17 protein-coding genes are annotated in these 17,065 nt (G+C 61.0%); 12 read left to right on the forward strand and 5 right to left on the reverse strand.

Features of this window, described 5'->3' with window-relative positions:
* Positions 1 to 13 precede the first annotated feature (13 nt).
* From AC07OT_RS27245 to AC07OT_RS27300, 12 genes are all read left to right on the forward strand, one after another.
* Positions 14 to 973, forward strand: a complete 960-nt coding sequence (locus AC07OT_RS27245; protein WP_159440249.1) for a nitroreductase family protein — start codon at positions 14 to 16, stop codon at positions 971 to 973.
* Position 974: 1 nt separating this feature from the next.
* Positions 975 to 1,910: a glycosyltransferase family 2 protein gene (locus tag AC07OT_RS27250; protein ID WP_495109526.1), complete on the forward strand. Its 936-nt coding sequence runs from the start codon at positions 975 to 977 to the stop codon at positions 1,908 to 1,910.
* 69 nt (positions 1,911 to 1,979) lie between these two features.
* Positions 1,980 to 3,101 (forward strand): GDP-mannose 4,6-dehydratase, encoded by a 1,122-nt coding sequence (gene gmd / locus AC07OT_RS27255; RefSeq protein WP_027608681.1) that lies wholly within the window; start codon positions 1,980 to 1,982, stop codon positions 3,099 to 3,101.
* Positions 3,102 to 3,103: 2 nt separating this feature from the next.
* On the forward strand, positions 3,104 to 4,081 hold the full coding sequence (gene fcl / locus AC07OT_RS27260) for a GDP-L-fucose synthase (RefSeq protein WP_065925164.1): 978 nt from the start codon (positions 3,104 to 3,106) through the stop codon (positions 4,079 to 4,081).
* Positions 4,081 to 5,289 (forward strand): glycosyltransferase WbuB, encoded by a 1,209-nt coding sequence (locus tag AC07OT_RS27265; RefSeq protein WP_495109527.1) that lies wholly within the window; start codon positions 4,081 to 4,083, stop codon positions 5,287 to 5,289. Before fcl ends, AC07OT_RS27265 begins: the two co-directional genes overlap by 1 nt.
* Positions 5,290 to 5,294: 5 nt before the next feature.
* Positions 5,295 to 5,753, forward strand: a complete 459-nt coding sequence (locus tag AC07OT_RS27270) for a GDP-mannose mannosyl hydrolase (RefSeq protein WP_495109528.1) — start codon at positions 5,295 to 5,297, stop codon at positions 5,751 to 5,753.
* Positions 5,754 to 5,776: 23 nt separating this feature from the next.
* Positions 5,777 to 7,186, forward strand: coding sequence for a mannose-1-phosphate guanylyltransferase/mannose-6-phosphate isomerase (locus AC07OT_RS27275; RefSeq protein ID WP_115488242.1), 1,410 nt, complete (start codon positions 5,777 to 5,779; stop codon positions 7,184 to 7,186).
* 178 nt (positions 7,187 to 7,364) lie between these two features.
* Entirely contained in the window at positions 7,365 to 7,604 is a 240-nt protein-coding gene (locus AC07OT_RS27280) for a hypothetical protein (RefSeq protein WP_141155232.1), read from the forward strand.
* A gap of 87 nt (positions 7,605 to 7,691) precedes the next feature.
* On the forward strand, positions 7,692 to 8,804 hold the full coding sequence (locus tag AC07OT_RS27285) for a polysaccharide biosynthesis/export family protein (protein ID WP_495109529.1): 1,113 nt from the start codon (positions 7,692 to 7,694) through the stop codon (positions 8,802 to 8,804).
* 12 nt (positions 8,805 to 8,816) lie between these two features.
* Positions 8,817 to 9,470 carry a YjbF family lipoprotein gene (locus tag AC07OT_RS27290; RefSeq protein ID WP_495109530.1) on the forward strand — a complete coding sequence of 218 codons (654 nt, stop codon included), beginning with the start codon at positions 8,817 to 8,819 and terminating at the stop codon, positions 9,468 to 9,470.
* Positions 9,467 to 10,234, forward strand: a complete 768-nt coding sequence (locus tag AC07OT_RS27295) for a capsule biosynthesis GfcC family protein (RefSeq protein ID WP_495109531.1) — start codon at positions 9,467 to 9,469, stop codon at positions 10,232 to 10,234. Before AC07OT_RS27290 ends, AC07OT_RS27295 begins: the two co-directional genes overlap by 4 nt.
* Complete coding sequence (locus AC07OT_RS27300) at positions 10,231 to 12,306, forward strand: YjbH domain-containing protein (protein ID WP_495109532.1); 2,076 nt, start codon at positions 10,231 to 10,233, stop codon at positions 12,304 to 12,306. Before AC07OT_RS27295 ends, AC07OT_RS27300 begins: the two co-directional genes overlap by 4 nt.
* A gap of 175 nt (positions 12,307 to 12,481) precedes the next feature.
* Here AC07OT_RS27300 and AC07OT_RS27305 read toward each other — a convergent pair whose 3' ends face one another.
* The 5 genes from AC07OT_RS27305 to AC07OT_RS27325 all read right to left on the reverse strand — a co-directional run bounded on the left by AC07OT_RS27305 (position 12,482) and on the right by AC07OT_RS27325 (position 16,955).
* Positions 12,482 to 13,873, reverse strand: coding sequence for an undecaprenyl-phosphate glucose phosphotransferase (locus AC07OT_RS27305; protein ID WP_115488237.1), 1,392 nt, complete (start codon positions 13,871 to 13,873; stop codon positions 12,482 to 12,484).
* A 224-nt stretch (positions 13,874 to 14,097) separates the two neighbouring features.
* A complete protein-coding gene (locus AC07OT_RS27310) occupies positions 14,098 to 14,670 on the reverse strand; it encodes a winged helix-turn-helix domain-containing protein (protein ID WP_495109533.1) in 573 nt (190 codons plus the stop codon).
* A gap of 32 nt (positions 14,671 to 14,702) precedes the next feature.
* The gene (locus AC07OT_RS27315; RefSeq protein ID WP_115488235.1) at positions 14,703 to 15,395 is read right to left on the reverse strand and encodes a YuxH family protein; all 693 of its coding nucleotides are present in this window, start codon (positions 15,393 to 15,395) and stop codon (positions 14,703 to 14,705) included.
* Positions 15,388 to 16,116 (reverse strand): winged helix-turn-helix domain-containing protein, encoded by a 729-nt coding sequence (locus tag AC07OT_RS27320; protein WP_115488234.1) that lies wholly within the window; start codon positions 16,114 to 16,116, stop codon positions 15,388 to 15,390. The genes AC07OT_RS27315 and AC07OT_RS27320 overlap by 8 nt, the downstream gene beginning before the upstream one ends.
* Before the next feature lie 296 nt (positions 16,117 to 16,412).
* Entirely contained in the window at positions 16,413 to 16,955 is a 543-nt protein-coding gene (locus AC07OT_RS27325; RefSeq protein ID WP_065941947.1) for a thioesterase family protein, read from the reverse strand.
* Positions 16,956 to 17,065: the final 110 nt, after the last annotated feature.

Consider the following 17,065-nt stretch of genomic DNA (forward strand, 5'->3'; position numbering starts at 1 on the left):
ACAGGTGAAACCCATGATGGATAAGGCATGGAAGTTGATGTATTTCGTCAGCGAGTTCTTTCGCGACATGCTCACGTTTATTCGCCACAACGGTTACTCGCCGTTGGAAAGCCGCAACAAGAAGCTGTTCTACAAAATCCTCATCGAAACCCACACCGTGGAAAAGGGCCTGTCCCTCAAGGAACCCAAGCCGCTGTTCGGCAAGGACAAGATCAACGGCATCATCCATATGCTCAACGAATACGACCGCACGTATTCGGCGCTGCCGGTGGAGATGGCCCTCGGCGCGTTCCAGGGTTACCTCGAGCTGCACCGCACCCTCGGCATCAGCGACGACTTCGTGTTTTACCTGGATGCCTATGTGGAGCACCTCAAGCGCGACGGCACCGCCGGCAGCGGCGGCATCAAGCGTGCGGCGCCGTGGCTGGGCAATGGCGGGCTGGATGCCAAGGCGTTCCTGCAATCGCGCTCCAGTTGCCGCATGTTCCAGGCCGGCAAGATCGACAGTGGCCTGCTGACGTCCCTGGTGGAGCTGGCGCAGTCGTCACCCTCCCAATGCAACCGGCAGTCGTCGCGGGTGCATGTGTATCAGGACCGCGCGGTGATCGCGCAGCTGCTGGAGCTGCAAGGCGGCTCGCGCGGGTTTGCGCAGTCGGTGGACAACCTGTTTGTGGTCACGTCCGAAGTCACCGCCTGGGGCGGCGCCGGGCAGCGCAACCAGCTTTACGTCGACGGTGCGTTGTTTTCCATGGGCCTGCTGCTGGCCTGCCACGCCAATGGCCTGGGCGCGTGCCCGCTGAACCTGGCGATCCTCAATTCGGTGGAAAAGAAGATCCGTGGCATCGGCGCCATCCCGGCCAGCGAGCGGTTGATCATGATGATCGCCGTGGGGCTGCCCCTGGAAAGCCACTTCCGGGCCGCGCGTTCACCGCGCCGGCTCACCACCGAAGTCCTGCAGATGCACGGTGGCTGATATGAAGCGCGAAACCATCAGTGTGATCATCCTCACCTACAACGAAAGCCTGCATATCGCCCGGGCCATCGAGTCGGTACGGACCTTCAGCGACGAAGTGCTGGTGGTCGATTCGTTTTCCACCGACGACACCTGCGACATCGCCCGGCGCCATGGCGCGCTGGTGGTGCAGCACGCCTTCGTCAACCAGGCCAAGCAGTTCCAGTGGGCGCTGGATCACCTGCCGATTACCGGCAACTGGACGATGCGCCTGGACGCCGACGAAATCATCGAGGCCGACCTTGCCGCCGCGATCAATACCCGGCTGCCGACCCTGGCCCGCGACATCACCGGCATCAACTTCAAGCGCAAGCATATCTTCATGGGGCGCTGGGTGCGCCATGGCGGCCGCTACCCGTTGAAGATGTTGCGGCTGTGGCGCACCGGCCAGGGGCGCATGGAGGACCGTTGGATGGACGAGCACATCTCGGTCGCCGAGGGCCGCACCATCACCCTCGACGGCGGGTTTGCCGACCATAACCTGCATGACTTGACCTTCTTCACCCACAAGCACAACCAGTACGCCACCCGCGAAGCGATTGAAGTGCTTAACGCGCGGCTGGGGCTGTTTGCGATACGCGATGAATTGCATGCCGGGCAGAGTTCGTTCCAGGCCAAGGCCAAGCGCCTGGTCAAGAACCGCGTGTACAACCGCGTGCCGTTCACCCTCAGTTCCACCGCGTATTTCCTGTGGCGCTACATCATCCAGCTGGGGTTTCTCGATGGCCGCAGCGGCCTGGTCTATCACCTGCTCCAGGGCTATTGGTACCGCTTTCTGGTGGGCGCCAAAGTGCTCGAGCTGGAAACCGCGATTGCGCACTTAAACGATAAGGAAGCCATTGTCCGGGAACTCTCAAAGTTGACCGGCCATAACTTGAACCTGCCCACACCGAAGTAACTGAGCGTTTTTAACAAACACCCAAGTCTGGGTGTCGGCCTTCGCTCGCCTATCAATTGGGAGACAGACATGAATAAAGTCGCGCTTATTACCGGGATCACCGGTCAGGATGGCTCGTACCTGGCCGAGCTGCTGCTGGAAAAAGGCTATACCGTGCACGGCCTCAAGCGCCGTTCTTCGTCGTTCAATACCCAGCGCATCGATCATATTTACCAGGACCCCCAGGCCCTGCGTAAAAACCTGATCCTGCACTATGGCGACCTGGCGGATTCGTCGAACCTGACGCGTATCATCCAGCAGATCCAGCCCGATGAAATCTACAACCTCGGCGCCCAATCCCATGTGGCGGTGAGCTTCGATTCGCCGGAATACACCGCCGATGTGGATGCCCTCGGCACCTTGCGCATCCTCGAGGCGATCCGCCTGCTGGGCCTGGAAAAGAAGACCCGCTTCTACCAGGCCTCGACCTCCGAGCTGTACGGGCTGGTGCAGGAAACCCCGCAGAAGGAAACCACGCCGTTCTACCCGCGTTCGCCCTATGCGGTGGCCAAGCTGTACGCCTACTGGATCACCGTGAACTTCCGCGAAGCCTATGGGCTGTATGCGTGCAACGGCATCCTGTTCAACCACGAGTCGCCGCGTCGCGGTGAAACCTTCGTGACCCGCAAGATCACCCGCGCCCTGAGCAACATCGCCCTGGGCCTGGAACAGTGCCTGTACATGGGCAACATGGATGCACTGCGCGACTGGGGCCACGCCAAGGACTACGTGCGCATGCAGTGGATGATGCTGCAACAGGAACACCCCGAGGACTTTGTCATCGCCACCGGTGTGCAGTATTCGGTGCGCGACTTTATTCGCTGGTCGGCGGCGGAACTGGGGCTGCATCTGCGCTTTGTCGGCGAGGGCGTGGAAGAGGTGGCGGTGGTCGAGCGGATCGACGGCGACCTGGCGCCGGGCATCCTGGTGGGCGATGTGATTGTGCGCGTCGACCCGCGTTACTTCCGCCCGGCGGAAGTCGAGACGCTGTTGGGCGACCCGTCCAAGGCCAAGCGCCTGCTCGGCTGGGTGCCGGAAATCAGCGCCCAGGAAATGTGCGCGGAGATGGTCCGCGAAGACCTCAAGGTCGCCCAGCGCCACGCCTTATTGCGCCTGCACGGGCATGACGCACCGATTGCCGTGGAGAACTGAGCATGGCACGTGACTTTGATGCGCGGATCTTCGTGGCCGGTCATCGCGGCATGGTCGGCTCGGCCATCGTGCGGCGCCTGTGGGCCTTGGGCTACACACAGTTGCTTACCGCCGGTCGTGACGAACTGGACCTGCTCGACCCGGCGGCAGTGCAGGCGTACTTCGCCCGGCACCGAGTGGACCAGGTGTACCTGGCGGCCGCCAAGGTCGGCGGGATTCACGCCAACGCAACGTACCCGGCCGATTTCATCTACCAGAACCTGATGATCCAGGCCAACGTGATCCACGCCGCCCACAGCCATGGCGTGGAGAAGCTGTTGTTCCTGGGCTCGTCCTGCATCTACCCGGTGCATGCCCCGCAACCGATGATCGAAGCGGTGTTGCTCGACGGCGCGCTGGAGCCCACCAACGAACCCTACGCGGTGGCCAAGATCGCCGGGATCAAGCTGTGCGAAAGCTACAACCGCCAGCATGGCCGCGATTACCGCAGCGTGATGCCCACCAACCTGTACGGGCCGGGCGACAACTACCACCCGCAGAACAGCCATGTGATCGCCGCCTTGCTGCGGCGCTTCCACGAGGCGACCCAGCGCGGCGATGAGGAAGTGGTGATCTGGGGCAGTGGCAAGCCACGGCGCGAGTTCCTGCATGTGGATGACATGGCGGCGGCCAGCGTGCATGTGATGGAGCTCAGCCAGGAACGCTACCGCGAGCAGACCCAGCCGATGCGTTCGCATTTGAACGTCGGTACCGGGGTGGATTGCACCATCGCCGAACTGGCCCAGGCGCTGGTGCGGGTCACCGGCTTCAAGGGGCAGTTGCGCTTTGACGCCAGCAAGCCCGACGGCGCACCGCGCAAGCTGCTGGATGTGAGCCGGATCAACGCCCTCGGCTGGGAAGCCTATGTGCCGCTGGAAGAGGGCCTGCGCGACGCCTACAACGCCTACCTCGCGGCCCTCGAACAGCCTCGGGGCCACTGATGAAGATCCTCCTGTACGGCATCAACTACAGCCCGGAGCTCACCGGCATCGGCAAGTACAGCGGTGAACAGGCGCGCTGGCTGGCGGGCCAGGGCCATGAGGTGCGAGTGGTGACAGCGCCGCCGTATTACCCGCAGTGGCAGGTGGGCGAGGGCTATTCGCCGTGGCGCTTTCGCACCGAGCAGGACGACGGCGTGACGGTGATTCGCTGCCCGCTGTATGTGCCACGCCAGCCCACGGCGTTGACGCGCCTGTTGCACCTGATGAGCTTTTCCGCCAGTTCGTTTTTGGCGGTCATGGGGCAGTGGCGCTGGAAACCGGACCTGGTGATCCTGGTGGTGCCCACGCTGTTTTGTGCGCCCCAGGCACTGTTGTTGGCCAGGCTCAGTGGCGCGCGCTCGGTGCTGCATATCCAGGACTACGAAGTGGACGCGATGTTCGGCCTCGGCATCGGTGGCGGCTCCCTTGTGCGGCGCCTGGCGTTTGGGCTTGAACGCTGGCTGTTGCGGCGCTTTGACCGGGTCTCGACGATTTCCAGCGGCATGCTCGACAAGGCCCGGGGCAAAGGCGTGAACGGCAAGCGCCTGCTGTTCTTTCCCAATTGGTCGGAAACCGCCCGCTTTCGCCAGGTGCCCCGCAGCCCCGGGCTGCTGCAGCGCCTGGGTGTGGCGCCGGGCCAAAGGGTGTTGTTGTACGCCGGCAATATCGGCGAGAAGCAGGGCCTGGAGCTGATCCTCGACGCCGCCCAGGCCTATGCCGATCGCCCGGAGCTGGTGTTCCTGATCGTCGGCCAGGGCACCGGCAAGATCCGTTTGCTCGAGCGTGTACAGCGCGATGGCCTGCGCAACGTGCTGTTTGCGCCGTTGCAGCCCTACGAGGATTTGCCGGTGCTGCTGGCCTCGGCCGACGTGCACCTGGTGATCCAGAAGCGCGGGGTAGCGGACGCGGTGCTGCCTTCCAAGCTGACCAATATCCTCGCGGTGGGCGGCCACGCCATCATCACCGCCGACCCCGGCACCACCCTCGGCCGCCTGTGCGAGGAACACCCGGGCATTGCGGTGCTGGCTGAACCGGAGTCTGTCGCGGCGCTGAACATCGGGATCGAGCGGGCACTGGCATTGCCCGCGCGCAACGAGGTGGCGCTGAACTACGCCAAGGAGTTCCTCGACAAGGAACGTATTCTGCAACGCTTTATGGCACAGGTCTGATGGGTATGTGGCTTGATTTACTGACCTTTAATACGGTCGTGGCATCGACGCCGCTGGTGGCGATCGACCTGGTGGTGAGAAACGCCCGTGGCGAGGTCCTGTTGGGCCTGCGCGTCAATCGGCCGGCCTATGGATTCTGGTTCGTGCCCGGCGGGCGTATCCAGAAAAACGAACACCTCGACAACGCTTTCCGGCGCATCACCCGCGACGAACTGGGACACCCGTTCGAGCGCGCCGAGGCGCGACTGCTGGGGGTGTACGAGCACTTCTACGACGACAGCGTGTTCGCCAACGCCGGGGCCGGGCCGAACACCCATTACGTGGTGCTCGGCTATTGCCTGGACCTGGGCGAAGGCCAGACCCTGCAACCGCCCACGGAGCAACACCAGCATTACCGCTGGTGGTCCGCAGATGAACTGCGCATCAGCCCGCGGGTGCACGAACACACTCGCGCCTATTTCTGACTCTCTCTCCCGAGGACGCTCTCATGTTGTTACCGGTGATCATGGCAGGCGGTTCGGGGTCGCGCCTGTGGCCGCTTTCGCGGCAACTGAACCCCAAGCAGTTCCTGCGCCTGACCGACGCGCACCTGTCGATGCTGCAGCAGACCATCACGCGGCTGGAAGGCGCCAACGTCGCGCTGCCGCAGTTGATCTGCAATGAGCAGCATCGCTTCCTGGTGGCCGAGCAATTGCGCCAGTTGGGCATGGAGCAGGCCAGCATCCTGTTGGAGCCGGTGGGGCGCAACACGGCGCCGGCCATCGCGCTGGCGGCGTGCAAGGCGCTGGCCGAGGCACAGGACCCGATCCTGCTGGTGCTGGCGGCAGACCATTTGATCGAAGACGTCCCGGCGTTTCATGCCAGCCTGGAAGTGGCGCTGCCGCTGGCCCGTGACGGCAAGTTGGTGACCTTCGGGATCACGCCCACTTGCGCCCATACCGGCTACGGCTATATCGAACAAGGCGCGGCGGCGGGCGAGGGCGGTTATCGGGTCAAGCGCTTTGTGGAGAAGCCGGACGCCGCCACCGCTGCGGCGTACCTGGCCAGCGGCGGGTATTACTGGAACAGCGGCATGTTCATGTTCCGCGCCAGTCGTTACCTGGAGGAACTGGAGCGCTTCCAACCGGCGATCCTCGAGGCCTGTCGCGTGGCGCTGGAAGGCGGCAGCCAGGATCAACCCTTCACCCGCGTGCATGCCGCGACTTTTGCCGCGTGCCCGGACGATTCCATCGATTACGCGGTAATGGAAAACACCCATGACGCGGTGATGGTGCCGTTGCAGGCCGGCTGGAGTGATATCGGCTCGTGGTCGGCGTTGTGGGAGGCCAGCGAAAAGGATGCCAGCGGCAATGTGATACGCGGCGACGGGCTGAGCCTGGACACCCGTGACACCTACGTCCACGCCGACAGTCGGCTGGTGGCCACGGTGGGGGTGCAGGACCTGATCATTGTCGAGACCAAGGACGCAGTGCTGGTGGCCCACAAGGACCAGGTGCAGCAGGTCAAGGGCATCGTCGACCTGCTCAAGCAGGCCGGGCGCCATGAGCATCTCAACCACCGCGAGGTGTACCGGCCATGGGGCATGTACGACTCGGTGGACAACGGCCAGCGCTATCAGGTCAAACGCATCACGGTGAAGCCGGGGGCCAAGTTGTCGGTGCAGATGCACCACCATCGCGCCGAGCACTGGATCGTGGTCAGCGGTACGGCGCGGGTGACCAATGGCGAACAGACTTACCTGGTGTCGGAAAACCAGTCGACCTATATCCCCATCGGCCAGGTGCACGCCCTGGAAAACCCGGGGGTGATCCCGCTGGAGTTGATCGAAGTGCAGTCGGGCTCTTATCTGGGCGAAGACGATATTGTGCGCTTCGAAGACAAGTACGGCAGGGCCTGAGGTTTTCCGACAATTAATAACGTTTTTAATAACTTTGCCGGGCGCAACGCATTGAAGGCCGGGGCTTGCCGGGAAAACGTTATTTTCAACTAAGTCGGCTGAATATTATCCGTCTGGTGTGCTGTTTAGTTGAATGGCACTATCGGTTTGCCTGCTCACTGATGATAAGGAGTCTGAAATGAGAAAATCACTGGCTATTCTGGTACTCGGTGTCTTGAGTACTTCGGCGATGGCCGACGAGTTACCGTTGGGGCTTGATACCACAGTGGCCGGAACCGTTACGGTGGGGCAATCGTTGTTGGTCGGCGCTGCCCTGGTTGCCGGTGTTGCCGCTGTTTCCAACAGCGGCGGCAGCTCCAATGGCGGCACCACCACGGGTACTACCGGCACCACCGGCACTACGGGTACCAGCAACTAGTCGTACACCCTCCGCTTTTAAGACCGCTTGGAATCCCCGCCCAAGTGGTCTTTTTTTCTTGTCGTCTATCGCGAGTGTCCTAGCACTATGATGCGTATTTTTTCTATTGCAGCCGTGGCCGCTGCATTATTGCAAGGCTGCATGTTTGCCCCGGGTCAATCTATGGACACGGCCGCCCTGACCGAAGAGGGCGGGCCTGAAAACAGTCGCGTGGATTTAATTCCGATTACCCCAAAGTTATTGGCCATGGACGCGGCAAGTCATGTGCCTTATTCCATTCCTGCAGAACTCTTGAGTTATAAACCCGGGCCGTATTTGATCGGCGCCAATGACGCGCTGTATATCACGGTGTGGGATCACCCTGAACTTACCGCGCCATCCGGCCCGCAGCAGCAGATCGATGCCAACGGTCGCTTGGTCAGCCCCGAGGGCAACCTGTTTTACCCCTACGTCGGCGAGGTGGTTGCCAAGGGTCGCAGCATTGAAGCGCTGCGCAGCGAGATCACCGACAAGCTGCGCCAGTACATCGACAGCCCCCAGGTGGATGTCAGCGTGTTACGTTTTGCCAGCCAGAAAGTGGTGATCAGCGGCGCGGTGATCAAGGCCGGGCCGGTGCCCCTCACCACCATTGCCATGAACGTCAGCGAGGCCCTTGGCGCCGCCGGGATCGACCCGATCAACGCCGACCTGTCGAACCTCACCCTCACCCGTGGCGGCAAGCGCTACACCCTGGACCTCGACACGCTCAACCTTGAGCAGTCGCGCCTGAATGACATCTACCTCAAGGACGGCGACCAGCTGTACCTGGCCTACAACGACCGCAAGCGCATCTACGTGATGGGCGAGGTGATGCAACCCCGTGCGCTGAGTTTCAAGACCCGCAGCATGAACCTCTCCGACGTGCTGGGTTCAGTGGGCGGGGTCAACCAGAACACCTCCAACGCCGATGCCATCTACGTGATTCGCGGCGCGCAGAACATTGATGTGGAACCGGCCAAGGTGTTCCAGCTGCAAGCCAGCTCCCCCTCGGCCATGGCCCTGGCCACGCGTTTTGATGTGCAGCCCCAGGACGTGGTGTTTGTCGGCCCGGCGAATATCACGCGCTGGAACCGCTTTATCAGCCAACTGGTGCCGTCCGCGTCGATCATCGGCATTGGTGCATCCACCCAGAACAACCTGAGCGAAGCCAGCAGCCGATAGGGTGGTACCTGCGTGAATAGTCTGAAAATCGGTACGTACGCGGGGTTGGCGTGGCTGTTGGCTGGCTGCAATCCGCTGATGCAGGCCTCGCTGGATACCTTCAAGGCTGCCGTCGGCGGCCCGCCGCCGCTGGTGTTGAGCCAGGCCCAGGTGGATGCGGTGCCGTTCCCCCAGATCAAGGTCACCACGGTGTCCGGCGCAGGGGTAATGGCGTTGATCCGCCAGCGTGACGACCTGCAGTTCTGGGTGGCGTCCGGCAAACAGGTGCTGCTGCTGCGCGACGGTCTGGTGGTGCGCACGGTGGGCCTGGGCACTGACCTGGATGGCACGCGCTGGCAAGGCCGGTCACCGTTCCAGCAAGGGTTGCATCGTGTCCCGGACGGCTATCGCAGCACGCGCCAGATTGACGTGGTCGACGGCTATCGCCTGGGCGTTACGGTCAACAGCCGCATGACGCGCCAGGGGCTGGAGAGCGTCGAGATTCTCGACAAATCCTATGCCTTGCTGCGGGTGGATGAAGACATCGAGGCCCCCGGCTTTCACGCGCGTAACCGTTACTGGGTCGACCCCGGCGACGGTTTTATCGTGCAGAGCGAGCAGCACCTGACGCCCGACCTGACGCTCACCATTACCCAACTGCAACCGACCCGCAAGGATGCCCCATGATGCTGCGAAAATTGGCCGCGCTGGTGCTGTTGTGCAGTGGCGCCAGTGTGTCCCTGGCGGCGATGACCGTCAGTGGCGAGGTGCGCAATCCGGGGCCGATCCCCTTGGCGCCCGAGGCGCGCTTGCTGGATGTGATCACCGCGTCGCAACCGGATGCCCAGGGCTATTGGCTCGGTGCGGCCTGGCTGCGCCAACCCTTGCTGGCACAGCAGGCACGGCTCAAGGCCGGTGTGCTGTTTGACCTGCAAACCCTGCAGCGTGCGGCGTTGGCGGCCGGTCGCGAAGGTCGCGCGCATGCGGCGGCTCGGCTCTATCAACAGGTGCAGGCCTTGCCGGTGACCGGCCGCCAACGGGCGATGCTGGATCCGGTGGCGGTGGAAGTCGGCTTTGCGCCGAACCCGCTGGTCAGTGAGGGCGACCGCCTGGTCTATCCGCCGAGGCCGGACAGCGTGCGCGTGGTGGGGGCCGTCGCCGCGGCCTGCACGTTGGCATTCCAGCCGATGCAGCGGCCCCTCGATTACCTCCACGCCTGTCCGGCCCTGGCGGAAGCGGACCGCGATTACCTGTGGCTGATCCAGCCCGACGGCCATGTCACGCGCCTGGGTATCGCGGCATGGAATCGCGAGGAGGGCACGCCTCCCGCGCCGGGCAGCACGTTGCTGGTACCGATCCGCAGCGACGACCTGGACCCGCTCACCCCCGAACTCAATCAGCAACTGGCCGAGTTTCTTGCCACCCAACCCCTGGCCGAGGTCACGCCTTGAAATTATGTATTGCAGCCGTGCTGCTGGTGCCCTGTGGCGTCGCCCATGGCGATCCCCGTTACACCCAAAGCGATTTCGGCGGCGTCGGGCTGCTGCAAACCCCCACCGCCCGCATGGCGCCCGCCGGCGAACTCAGCGTGAATGCCAACCGCACCGAACCCTACAGCCGCTACAGTTTTTCGGCGCAACCCCTGGACTGGCTGGAGGGCACCTTTCGCTACACCGCGATCACCAACCGCCCCTATGGCGCCGAGTCCTTCAGCGGCGGCCAGAGCTATAAGGACAAGGCGGTCGACGCCAAAGTGCGCCTGTATCAGGAAAGCCACTGGCTGCCCGAGGTGGCGCTGGGGTTCATGGACCTGGGTGGCACCGGGTTGTTTTCCAGCGAGTACCTGGTGGCCAACAAGCGCTACGGTGACGTGGATTTCAGTGCCGGCATCGCCTGGGGGTACCTGGGCAGTCGCGGTGATTTCGGCAACCCGTTGGGCGCCTTGGATGATCGTTTCAACCAGCGGCCCGCCGCCGAAGGCTCCGGCAGTTTTTCCAACGGCTACTTTCGCGGCCGGCCCGCGTTGTTCGGCGGGATTGCCTATCAGACACCCTGGGCACCGCTGAGCCTCAAGCTGGAATACGAGGGCAACGACTATCAGAACGAACCCCGCGACAACAACCAGCGCCAGGACTCGCCCATCAACCTCGGCCTGGTCTACAAGCTGGCCGACTCCATCGATGTGAGTGCCGCCTGGGAACGTGGCAACACCGCCATGTTCGGCATCACCCTGCACACCAATTTCGTCAGCCGCAAGGCCCCGGTAAAAACCTACGACCCGCCGGCCCCCAAGTTGCCTGCCAGGGCCCCGACCACGCCGATGGACCAGGTGGATTGGGCCGCCGTCTCCCAGCGCCTGCATGACAATGCCGGCTACAACGTGCAGCGCATTACCCAGCGCGGGCCGGAGTTGTTGGTGTACGGCGAACAGCAGCGCTATTTCTACAGCGCCAAGGCGGTGGGCCGCGCCAGTCGGATTCTGGATGGCAGTGTGAATGACCAGATCGATTGGTTCACCCTGGTGAGCGAGCGTTATGCGCTGCCGATCGAAGAAACCAGCGTGCCGCGCGAGACCTTTCGCGAGGTGGTCAACCACCGCGAGGACCTGCAGAACCTGCATCGCCAGGTCGAGGTCAATCGCGCCAGCAACCGCAGCCAGACAGTGCTGTACACCCAGCCGCCCAAACCCTTCACCTATGGTGTGGGGCTGGGCTACAAGCAGAACGTCGGCGGGCCGGATGGCTTGCTCTACCAGCTGTCCGCCGACCTCGACGGCGAGTATCGTTTCACCCGCACTACCTGGTGGAGCGGCCTGCTCAGCGTCAACCTGCTGAACAACTACGACGGGTTTACCTACGATGCGCCCAGTGGCTTGCCCCGGGTGCGGACCGACCTGCGCCGGTACATGACCTCCTCCGATGTGACCCTGCCGACCTTCCAGCTCAACCATGCGCAGCAGTTGGACCAGGACCTCTACGGCATGGTCTACGGTGGTTTGCTGGAGTCGATGTACGCCGGCGTCGGCAGTGAAGTGCTGTACCGCCCGATGGGCCAGCGCTGGGCGTTGGGGGCCGACCTGAACTACGTGCGCCAGCGCGGTTTCGAGCAGGATTTCAGCTTGCGCGATTACCGCACAGTCACCGGGCATATCACCGGTTACACCGATCTGCCGTTCAACATTCAGGGCGCCTTGAGTGTGGGGCGCTACCTGGCCAGGGACTGGGGCGCGACCCTGGACCTGTCGCGGGAATTCAACAATGGTGTGCGGATTGGCGCGTGGATCACCCGCACCACTGCATCCAGCGCAGAGTACGGCGAAGGCAGCTTCGACAAAGGCCTGTACCTGTCCATTCCGTTCGATGAGTTGATGAGCCTGTCGACGATGCGGCGCGCCAACCTGGTATGGGCGCCGCTGACCCGCGATGGCGGCGCTCGCTTGAACCGCGCCTACTCACTACATTCGATGACCGATGGGCGCGACAGTGAGCTGTTCTACAAGAACATCGACAAGATCACTGAATAGACCTAGCGTTGTCGCGCAGCAAACTGGGACCTTTGTGGTGAGCGGGCTTGTCCCGCGTAGGGGGGCGAAGCGCCCCTGATGAAGACGAATGCGGTGTATCAGGCACTCCTCTGGGCCTGGTTTTGGGGCTGCCGCGCAGCCCCTCCCACATTTGAACTGTATTGATTGCCGGCTATCAGTAGATGTCCTTGGACAGCAGCGTAAACGGCGTCTTCAGCAGGATCTTGATGTCCAGCCACAGCGACCAGGTATTGATGTAGCGCAGGTCGATGTCGACGCGCTGTTGCATCTTCTCCAGGGTCTCGGTCTCGCCCCGGCAGCCATTGACCTGTGCCAGGCCGGTGATGCCGGGTTTGATCCGGTGGCGGGCCATGTAGGCGCGGATTTTCCCCGAGTAGTAGTCGTTGTGTGCAATCGCATGGGGGCGTGGGCCGACCAGTGCCATGTGGCCTTGCAGCACGTTGAACAGCTGCGGCAATTCGTCGATGGAGGTGCGCCGGATAAACCGGCCCACCGGCGTAATGCGCGAATCGTTGCGACTGGCCTGGCGTACCTCATGGTCGTCATGCACACGCATGGAGCGGAATTTCCACACCTTGATCACCTCGCCATTCCAGCCGTGGCGGTCCTGCTTGAAGATCACCGGGCCGGGGGAGGTGAGCTTGATCAGCAGGGCGACCAGCAGCAGCAACGGGCTCAGCACGATGATCGCCAGAGCAGCCAGGCTCTTGTCCAGCAGCGACTTGCTCAGCGCCGCGGTGGGGCGGCTGGTCAGCGGGCTTTCGTTGAGGTAGATCGCCGGCAGCCCATCCACTTCGGCCACGCAATGGTTGAGCAGCAGCATGTTATTGAGGTCGGGCACCCAGATCACATCCACGCTGATCTCCAGCAGGTTGAGGTACAACGCCTCAATGTGGGTGGCGTCCTGCAATGAATGGGTGATGTAGAGCCGACGGATGCCGTGTTGCCGGATCAATTGGGGCAGTTGCGGCAGCTCGCCCAGGATCTGCGCTTGCGCACCCTCTGCGGCGCCGGCAGGGTTGCCGACGAGCCCCACCAGGGGTGAACGCTTTTGACGGGAGAGGGTTCTGGCCAGGTCCACGGCAAGCTTGCCGGTACCCACGATCAATGACTTTTGGCGCTCGTGAAGTTGGCGGTGGTAATACCGGGACAGGCTATGTAAAGGGATATAGCACAGGGCCAGTAACGGATAACTGATTGCCGCCCAGAGTAATAAGGTTTCCCAAGGAAATAATGAACTTGCATTGCACGCCATGCCCACGATAAACACTATTGCGACGGTCAGCAGCCAGCCCATGAACAGTCGTCCCAGGCCCACGCGGTAGTCATCTTTTTTACTATAGACGTCACACAGGCTATACGCCGGAAGGGATGCCAATATGGTAAATGCGGCCAGCGCTCGGTAGTTGTATTCAAGTTGGCCGGTCTTTAAAAAGACCAACATGAATAACGCTGTAACCACCAATCCCGATGCCAATGTCCACTGGCCCCAAAACGTTAAACCCTTGGGGGTCAGGTTGCGATGCATTCTAGTATTGTTCAACATAGTTCTGCTCCCGGTGGTGACCACGCACGTGGTGGCAGGGTTTAATCAACAGGCGGGCACGCGCACGCGCGTACCCTTGGATAGTAATGAACGGCGGGGGGCAGTGGCTGACGACTTATAACAAGGTCGCAAGGATGTTGTTATGGCGCTGATGTTATAAAAAGGCAGGTAGAAGAGGGTGGTAGTAGGCAGGGTGCGTGATAAGGTCTGATGTATTTATTATTTTAGCGGCGCGTCTGGGTCGGCTCTAATGGCTTCTTGATTTTCTGTGTCAGGCAATAACCGCGATTTCTGACGGCGCGAAATAAACGTTCGCCTTCGTTGGCCCGCTTGAACTTTTCCTGCAGGCGACTCAAGCACATCTCCAAGCCGCGATAGTATTCCGGCTCGCGCCCGATATTACGGATCAGTTCTTCTTTGCTGACCACACGGTCTTCGTGGTTCAGCATCTTTTTAATCAAGGCCGACTCAATGGCGGTCAGCGAAATGCGCAGGCCGCCTTTGACCAGCGTTCGGTCATGCTGGGTAAGTAACCAGAAATCCTGGGGATACAGTTGAGTTCTTTCCAGGCCGATGTCCATGGAACGAGAGTGGGGATCCCCCAGGTCGTCGGGAGTCTTGGGCGTAGGCATTCTTGCTTCTTGCCGCGCGGCGTTAAAAGGGTGTGAGAGCAAGGTGATGGAGTGCGTCGCCAGCGCGTTCAAATCGTAGTGGAACGTTTCTGCACTGGGGGTGAAGTCCTGCAGTGCGATAGCCGGGAGTGTCGGAGTGAAGGCGTATTTCTTGAGGGAGCTCATAGTGTCCACCGAGATCAGTGAGAGGCAGGTTTTTATAAGCGATCAGCTGGGGCGTAATACCCGCCCTGAAAGTATTTGAATGGCAGGTTTTTAGCCAACATTGCGCTGTCGCAAAACTCGACATGGTCGGCAATGAAACGCACCCCCGTGGCATTGATCAGCTCAAGCATGTGGTCGTAGAGCCGATCGAACAGGCCCGACCGCGTGTTCAGGCTCAGCCGGAGGGCGGAGTCGGGGAAAGGCATTTTTATGTAGTCGTAGAGGTCCAGCTCGATCAACAGGTCGCCGCGTGTTGTATCGAGTGTGTAGCCACTGTAGGCCAGCTTGATACAACCCTGGTCTTTGAGCTTATACAGTTGGCGCACCATGCCCCGGCGTTCTGCAGGATCCGGGAGTGCGCCCAGCGGGTTGTGGAGGCTGACTGTCAAGGTCTGGCCGTGGGTTTTCAGGACGTGGGCGGCTGCAATGATGTCCTTGACCAGAGGCTCGTTCATCAAGGCGGCCTGATCTATATTCACAAGCCGGTGGCCCACCTGCTGGAGGGCTTTGTGGCGTGGGTGGCTGCGTTGCAGCGCCTCACGGTAAGCAACCTCGAGTTGCTCGCGGTGGCCGCTGCCCACTACGCTGATTTCGCTGCCCCATAGAGCATGCGTACGCTCGACGATGGCCTGCCGGGCCAGTGTGAAGTCCACCGTGTATGCGGGTGATAGTTGCTCGTTATTCACGGTCCGACCGCTCCCTGGAACGTTGGAAATGGCTGGCGCAAATAAGACCGCTGCTGAGTTTGTAGCCGTAGCCGCGGATGTTCTGGATGATATTGTCGCCGTAGTGCGCCTTGATCTTACTGCGCAGTCGACTGATAGACTTTTCCAATGCCCTGGAGTCGTAGTACTTGGTGTTAAGCCCCATGACCGCCGCAATTTCATTGTGACTCAGCAGTCTGTTCTGAATAAGGGCTTCGAGAACTTTCATTTCGACGAAGGATATTTCCAGCTTTTTACCGTCGCCATAGATGCACATGCGATCCTGATCCAGCACCAGGCCACAACGTTTCAGTCGAGCGCTTTCACTCAAAAAAGCATCAAACAGGCTTAGTTCTTTTTCGGCAGAGGTTTCCAGCGCTTTGATGCAATAGTCAGCACCGGCCAGATAATATTTTGTCTTGCTCAGTGTGGAGGCAAAGGTCACGACAACGAATATCGTGCAGCCCGGATTATCGCTGCGGGTCTTTCTGATAATGTCCAGGGTCTGATTGCTGGCAGAGGGTGTATCAATTTCTATAATAATGGCGCGGTAATGCTTATGACTTTCCAAGGACTCGGTTAGTTGCCCGTAGCATCGTGTATCGATTTTTAAATCATTCGGTACAGTACGAACTATCAGCGCCCGAAAGTCCTCCGATTTCGATGGAGTCCGTGCAATAGCGAGGACATTGGAAAAATGCATCACCTACTCCCTTTTCTGGCATGCAAGGCCATCAGTTCAATCGCTGCTAGCATTTAGATACTAATCGAATTGAATACGCTCAAACGTGACAAATTTTAACATTCATCACGTTATTTTTGATGGCGAAGCGAGGGGGGAGGCGGTTGTTTCGAGGATCTTTACCTGAACTTACACATAGGCTAGTGCAAATTTGTAATGCGCGGTAAGTATTTTAGCCCTAACGATTTTTTGAGCGGGGCAGGGTTTAAGCCTTGCCCATTTATGCGGCGCTAACAGGGGCTGGGAAGGTGGCATCCTCAGGTCAATTCCTCCTCCCGCAACTGCACGCTCATGTCATCGCAACTCTGCGCCCAGTCGATCAACCATTGCGGCATCGGCGGTGATGCCTCGTCCAGACCCAGTTCCCGCACGAACTCACCCGGAGGCAAAGTGCCCTTGGCCGAGCGGAACAGCCCGCGCATCACCACCACGCCGACTACGCGACCGCGACTGATAAAACGGTGTTCCATCAGGCTCCACTTCGCGTCCCAGCCCAGCATGCGGGTGTGCACCTCGAACACCTCGAACAGCTTCAACTCCCGTCGAAACTTGCCCCAGGTGTCGCCCACGATGGGCAGGGCCTTGTGGCGCAGGGCGACGCGAAAGGCACCGGTACGCAAGACGAAATCCATGCGTGCGACATCCGCCAGTGAAAAGTACCGGCCATTGGTGACATGCCGGTTGATATCCAGGTCCAGGGGCCACACCCGCATGCGCACCACCGTGGTGGCCAGGCCGTGGGCGGGGGTTCGCCATGGGCGGCGGCAGAGCATGTACAGCAAACGCAACCAGAGATTCATAAGTACGCCCGTCAATTGCTCAGTGGCAGCACTTTAAGGACCTGGAGTCGGCCATGGTAGGTCCGTAAATGACTTATTTGCGCAGGAAAGCGCAATTCGGTGACTTCTCT

The sequence above is a fragment of the Pseudomonas sp. GW821-FHT09C10 genome, assembly GCF_059418085.1.

Excerpts from the sequence above, each read along its gene's own strand:
- AC07OT_RS27245 (WP_159440249.1), top strand. The coding sequence starts at position 14 with ATGATGGATAAGGCATGGAAGTTGATGTATTTCGTCAGCGAGTTCTTT.
- AC07OT_RS27250 (WP_495109526.1), top strand. The coding sequence starts at position 975 with ATGAAGCGCGAAACCATCAGTGTGATCATCCTCACCTACAACGAAAGC.
- gmd (WP_027608681.1), top strand. The coding sequence starts at position 1,980 with ATGAATAAAGTCGCGCTTATTACCGGGATCACCGGTCAGGATGGCTCG.
- fcl (WP_065925164.1), top strand. The coding sequence starts at position 3,104 with ATGGCACGTGACTTTGATGCGCGGATCTTCGTGGCCGGTCATCGCGGC.
- AC07OT_RS27265 (WP_495109527.1), top strand. The coding sequence starts at position 4,081 with ATGAAGATCCTCCTGTACGGCATCAACTACAGCCCGGAGCTCACCGGC.
- AC07OT_RS27270 (WP_495109528.1), top strand. The coding sequence starts at position 5,295 with ATGTGGCTTGATTTACTGACCTTTAATACGGTCGTGGCATCGACGCCG.
- AC07OT_RS27275 (WP_115488242.1), top strand. The coding sequence starts at position 5,777 with ATGTTGTTACCGGTGATCATGGCAGGCGGTTCGGGGTCGCGCCTGTGG.
- AC07OT_RS27280 (WP_141155232.1), top strand. The coding sequence starts at position 7,365 with ATGAGAAAATCACTGGCTATTCTGGTACTCGGTGTCTTGAGTACTTCG.
- AC07OT_RS27285 (WP_495109529.1), top strand. The coding sequence starts at position 7,692 with ATGATGCGTATTTTTTCTATTGCAGCCGTGGCCGCTGCATTATTGCAA.
- AC07OT_RS27295 (WP_495109531.1), top strand. The coding sequence starts at position 9,467 with ATGATGCTGCGAAAATTGGCCGCGCTGGTGCTGTTGTGCAGTGGCGCC.
- AC07OT_RS27305 (WP_115488237.1), bottom strand. The coding sequence starts at position 13,873 with ATGTTGAACAATACTAGAATGCATCGCAACCTGACCCCCAAGGGTTTA.
- AC07OT_RS27310 (WP_495109533.1), bottom strand. The coding sequence starts at position 14,670 with ATGAGCTCCCTCAAGAAATACGCCTTCACTCCGACACTCCCGGCTATC.
- AC07OT_RS27320 (WP_115488234.1), bottom strand. The coding sequence starts at position 16,116 with ATGCATTTTTCCAATGTCCTCGCTATTGCACGGACTCCATCGAAATCG.
- AC07OT_RS27325 (WP_065941947.1), bottom strand. The coding sequence starts at position 16,955 with ATGAATCTCTGGTTGCGTTTGCTGTACATGCTCTGCCGCCGCCCATGG.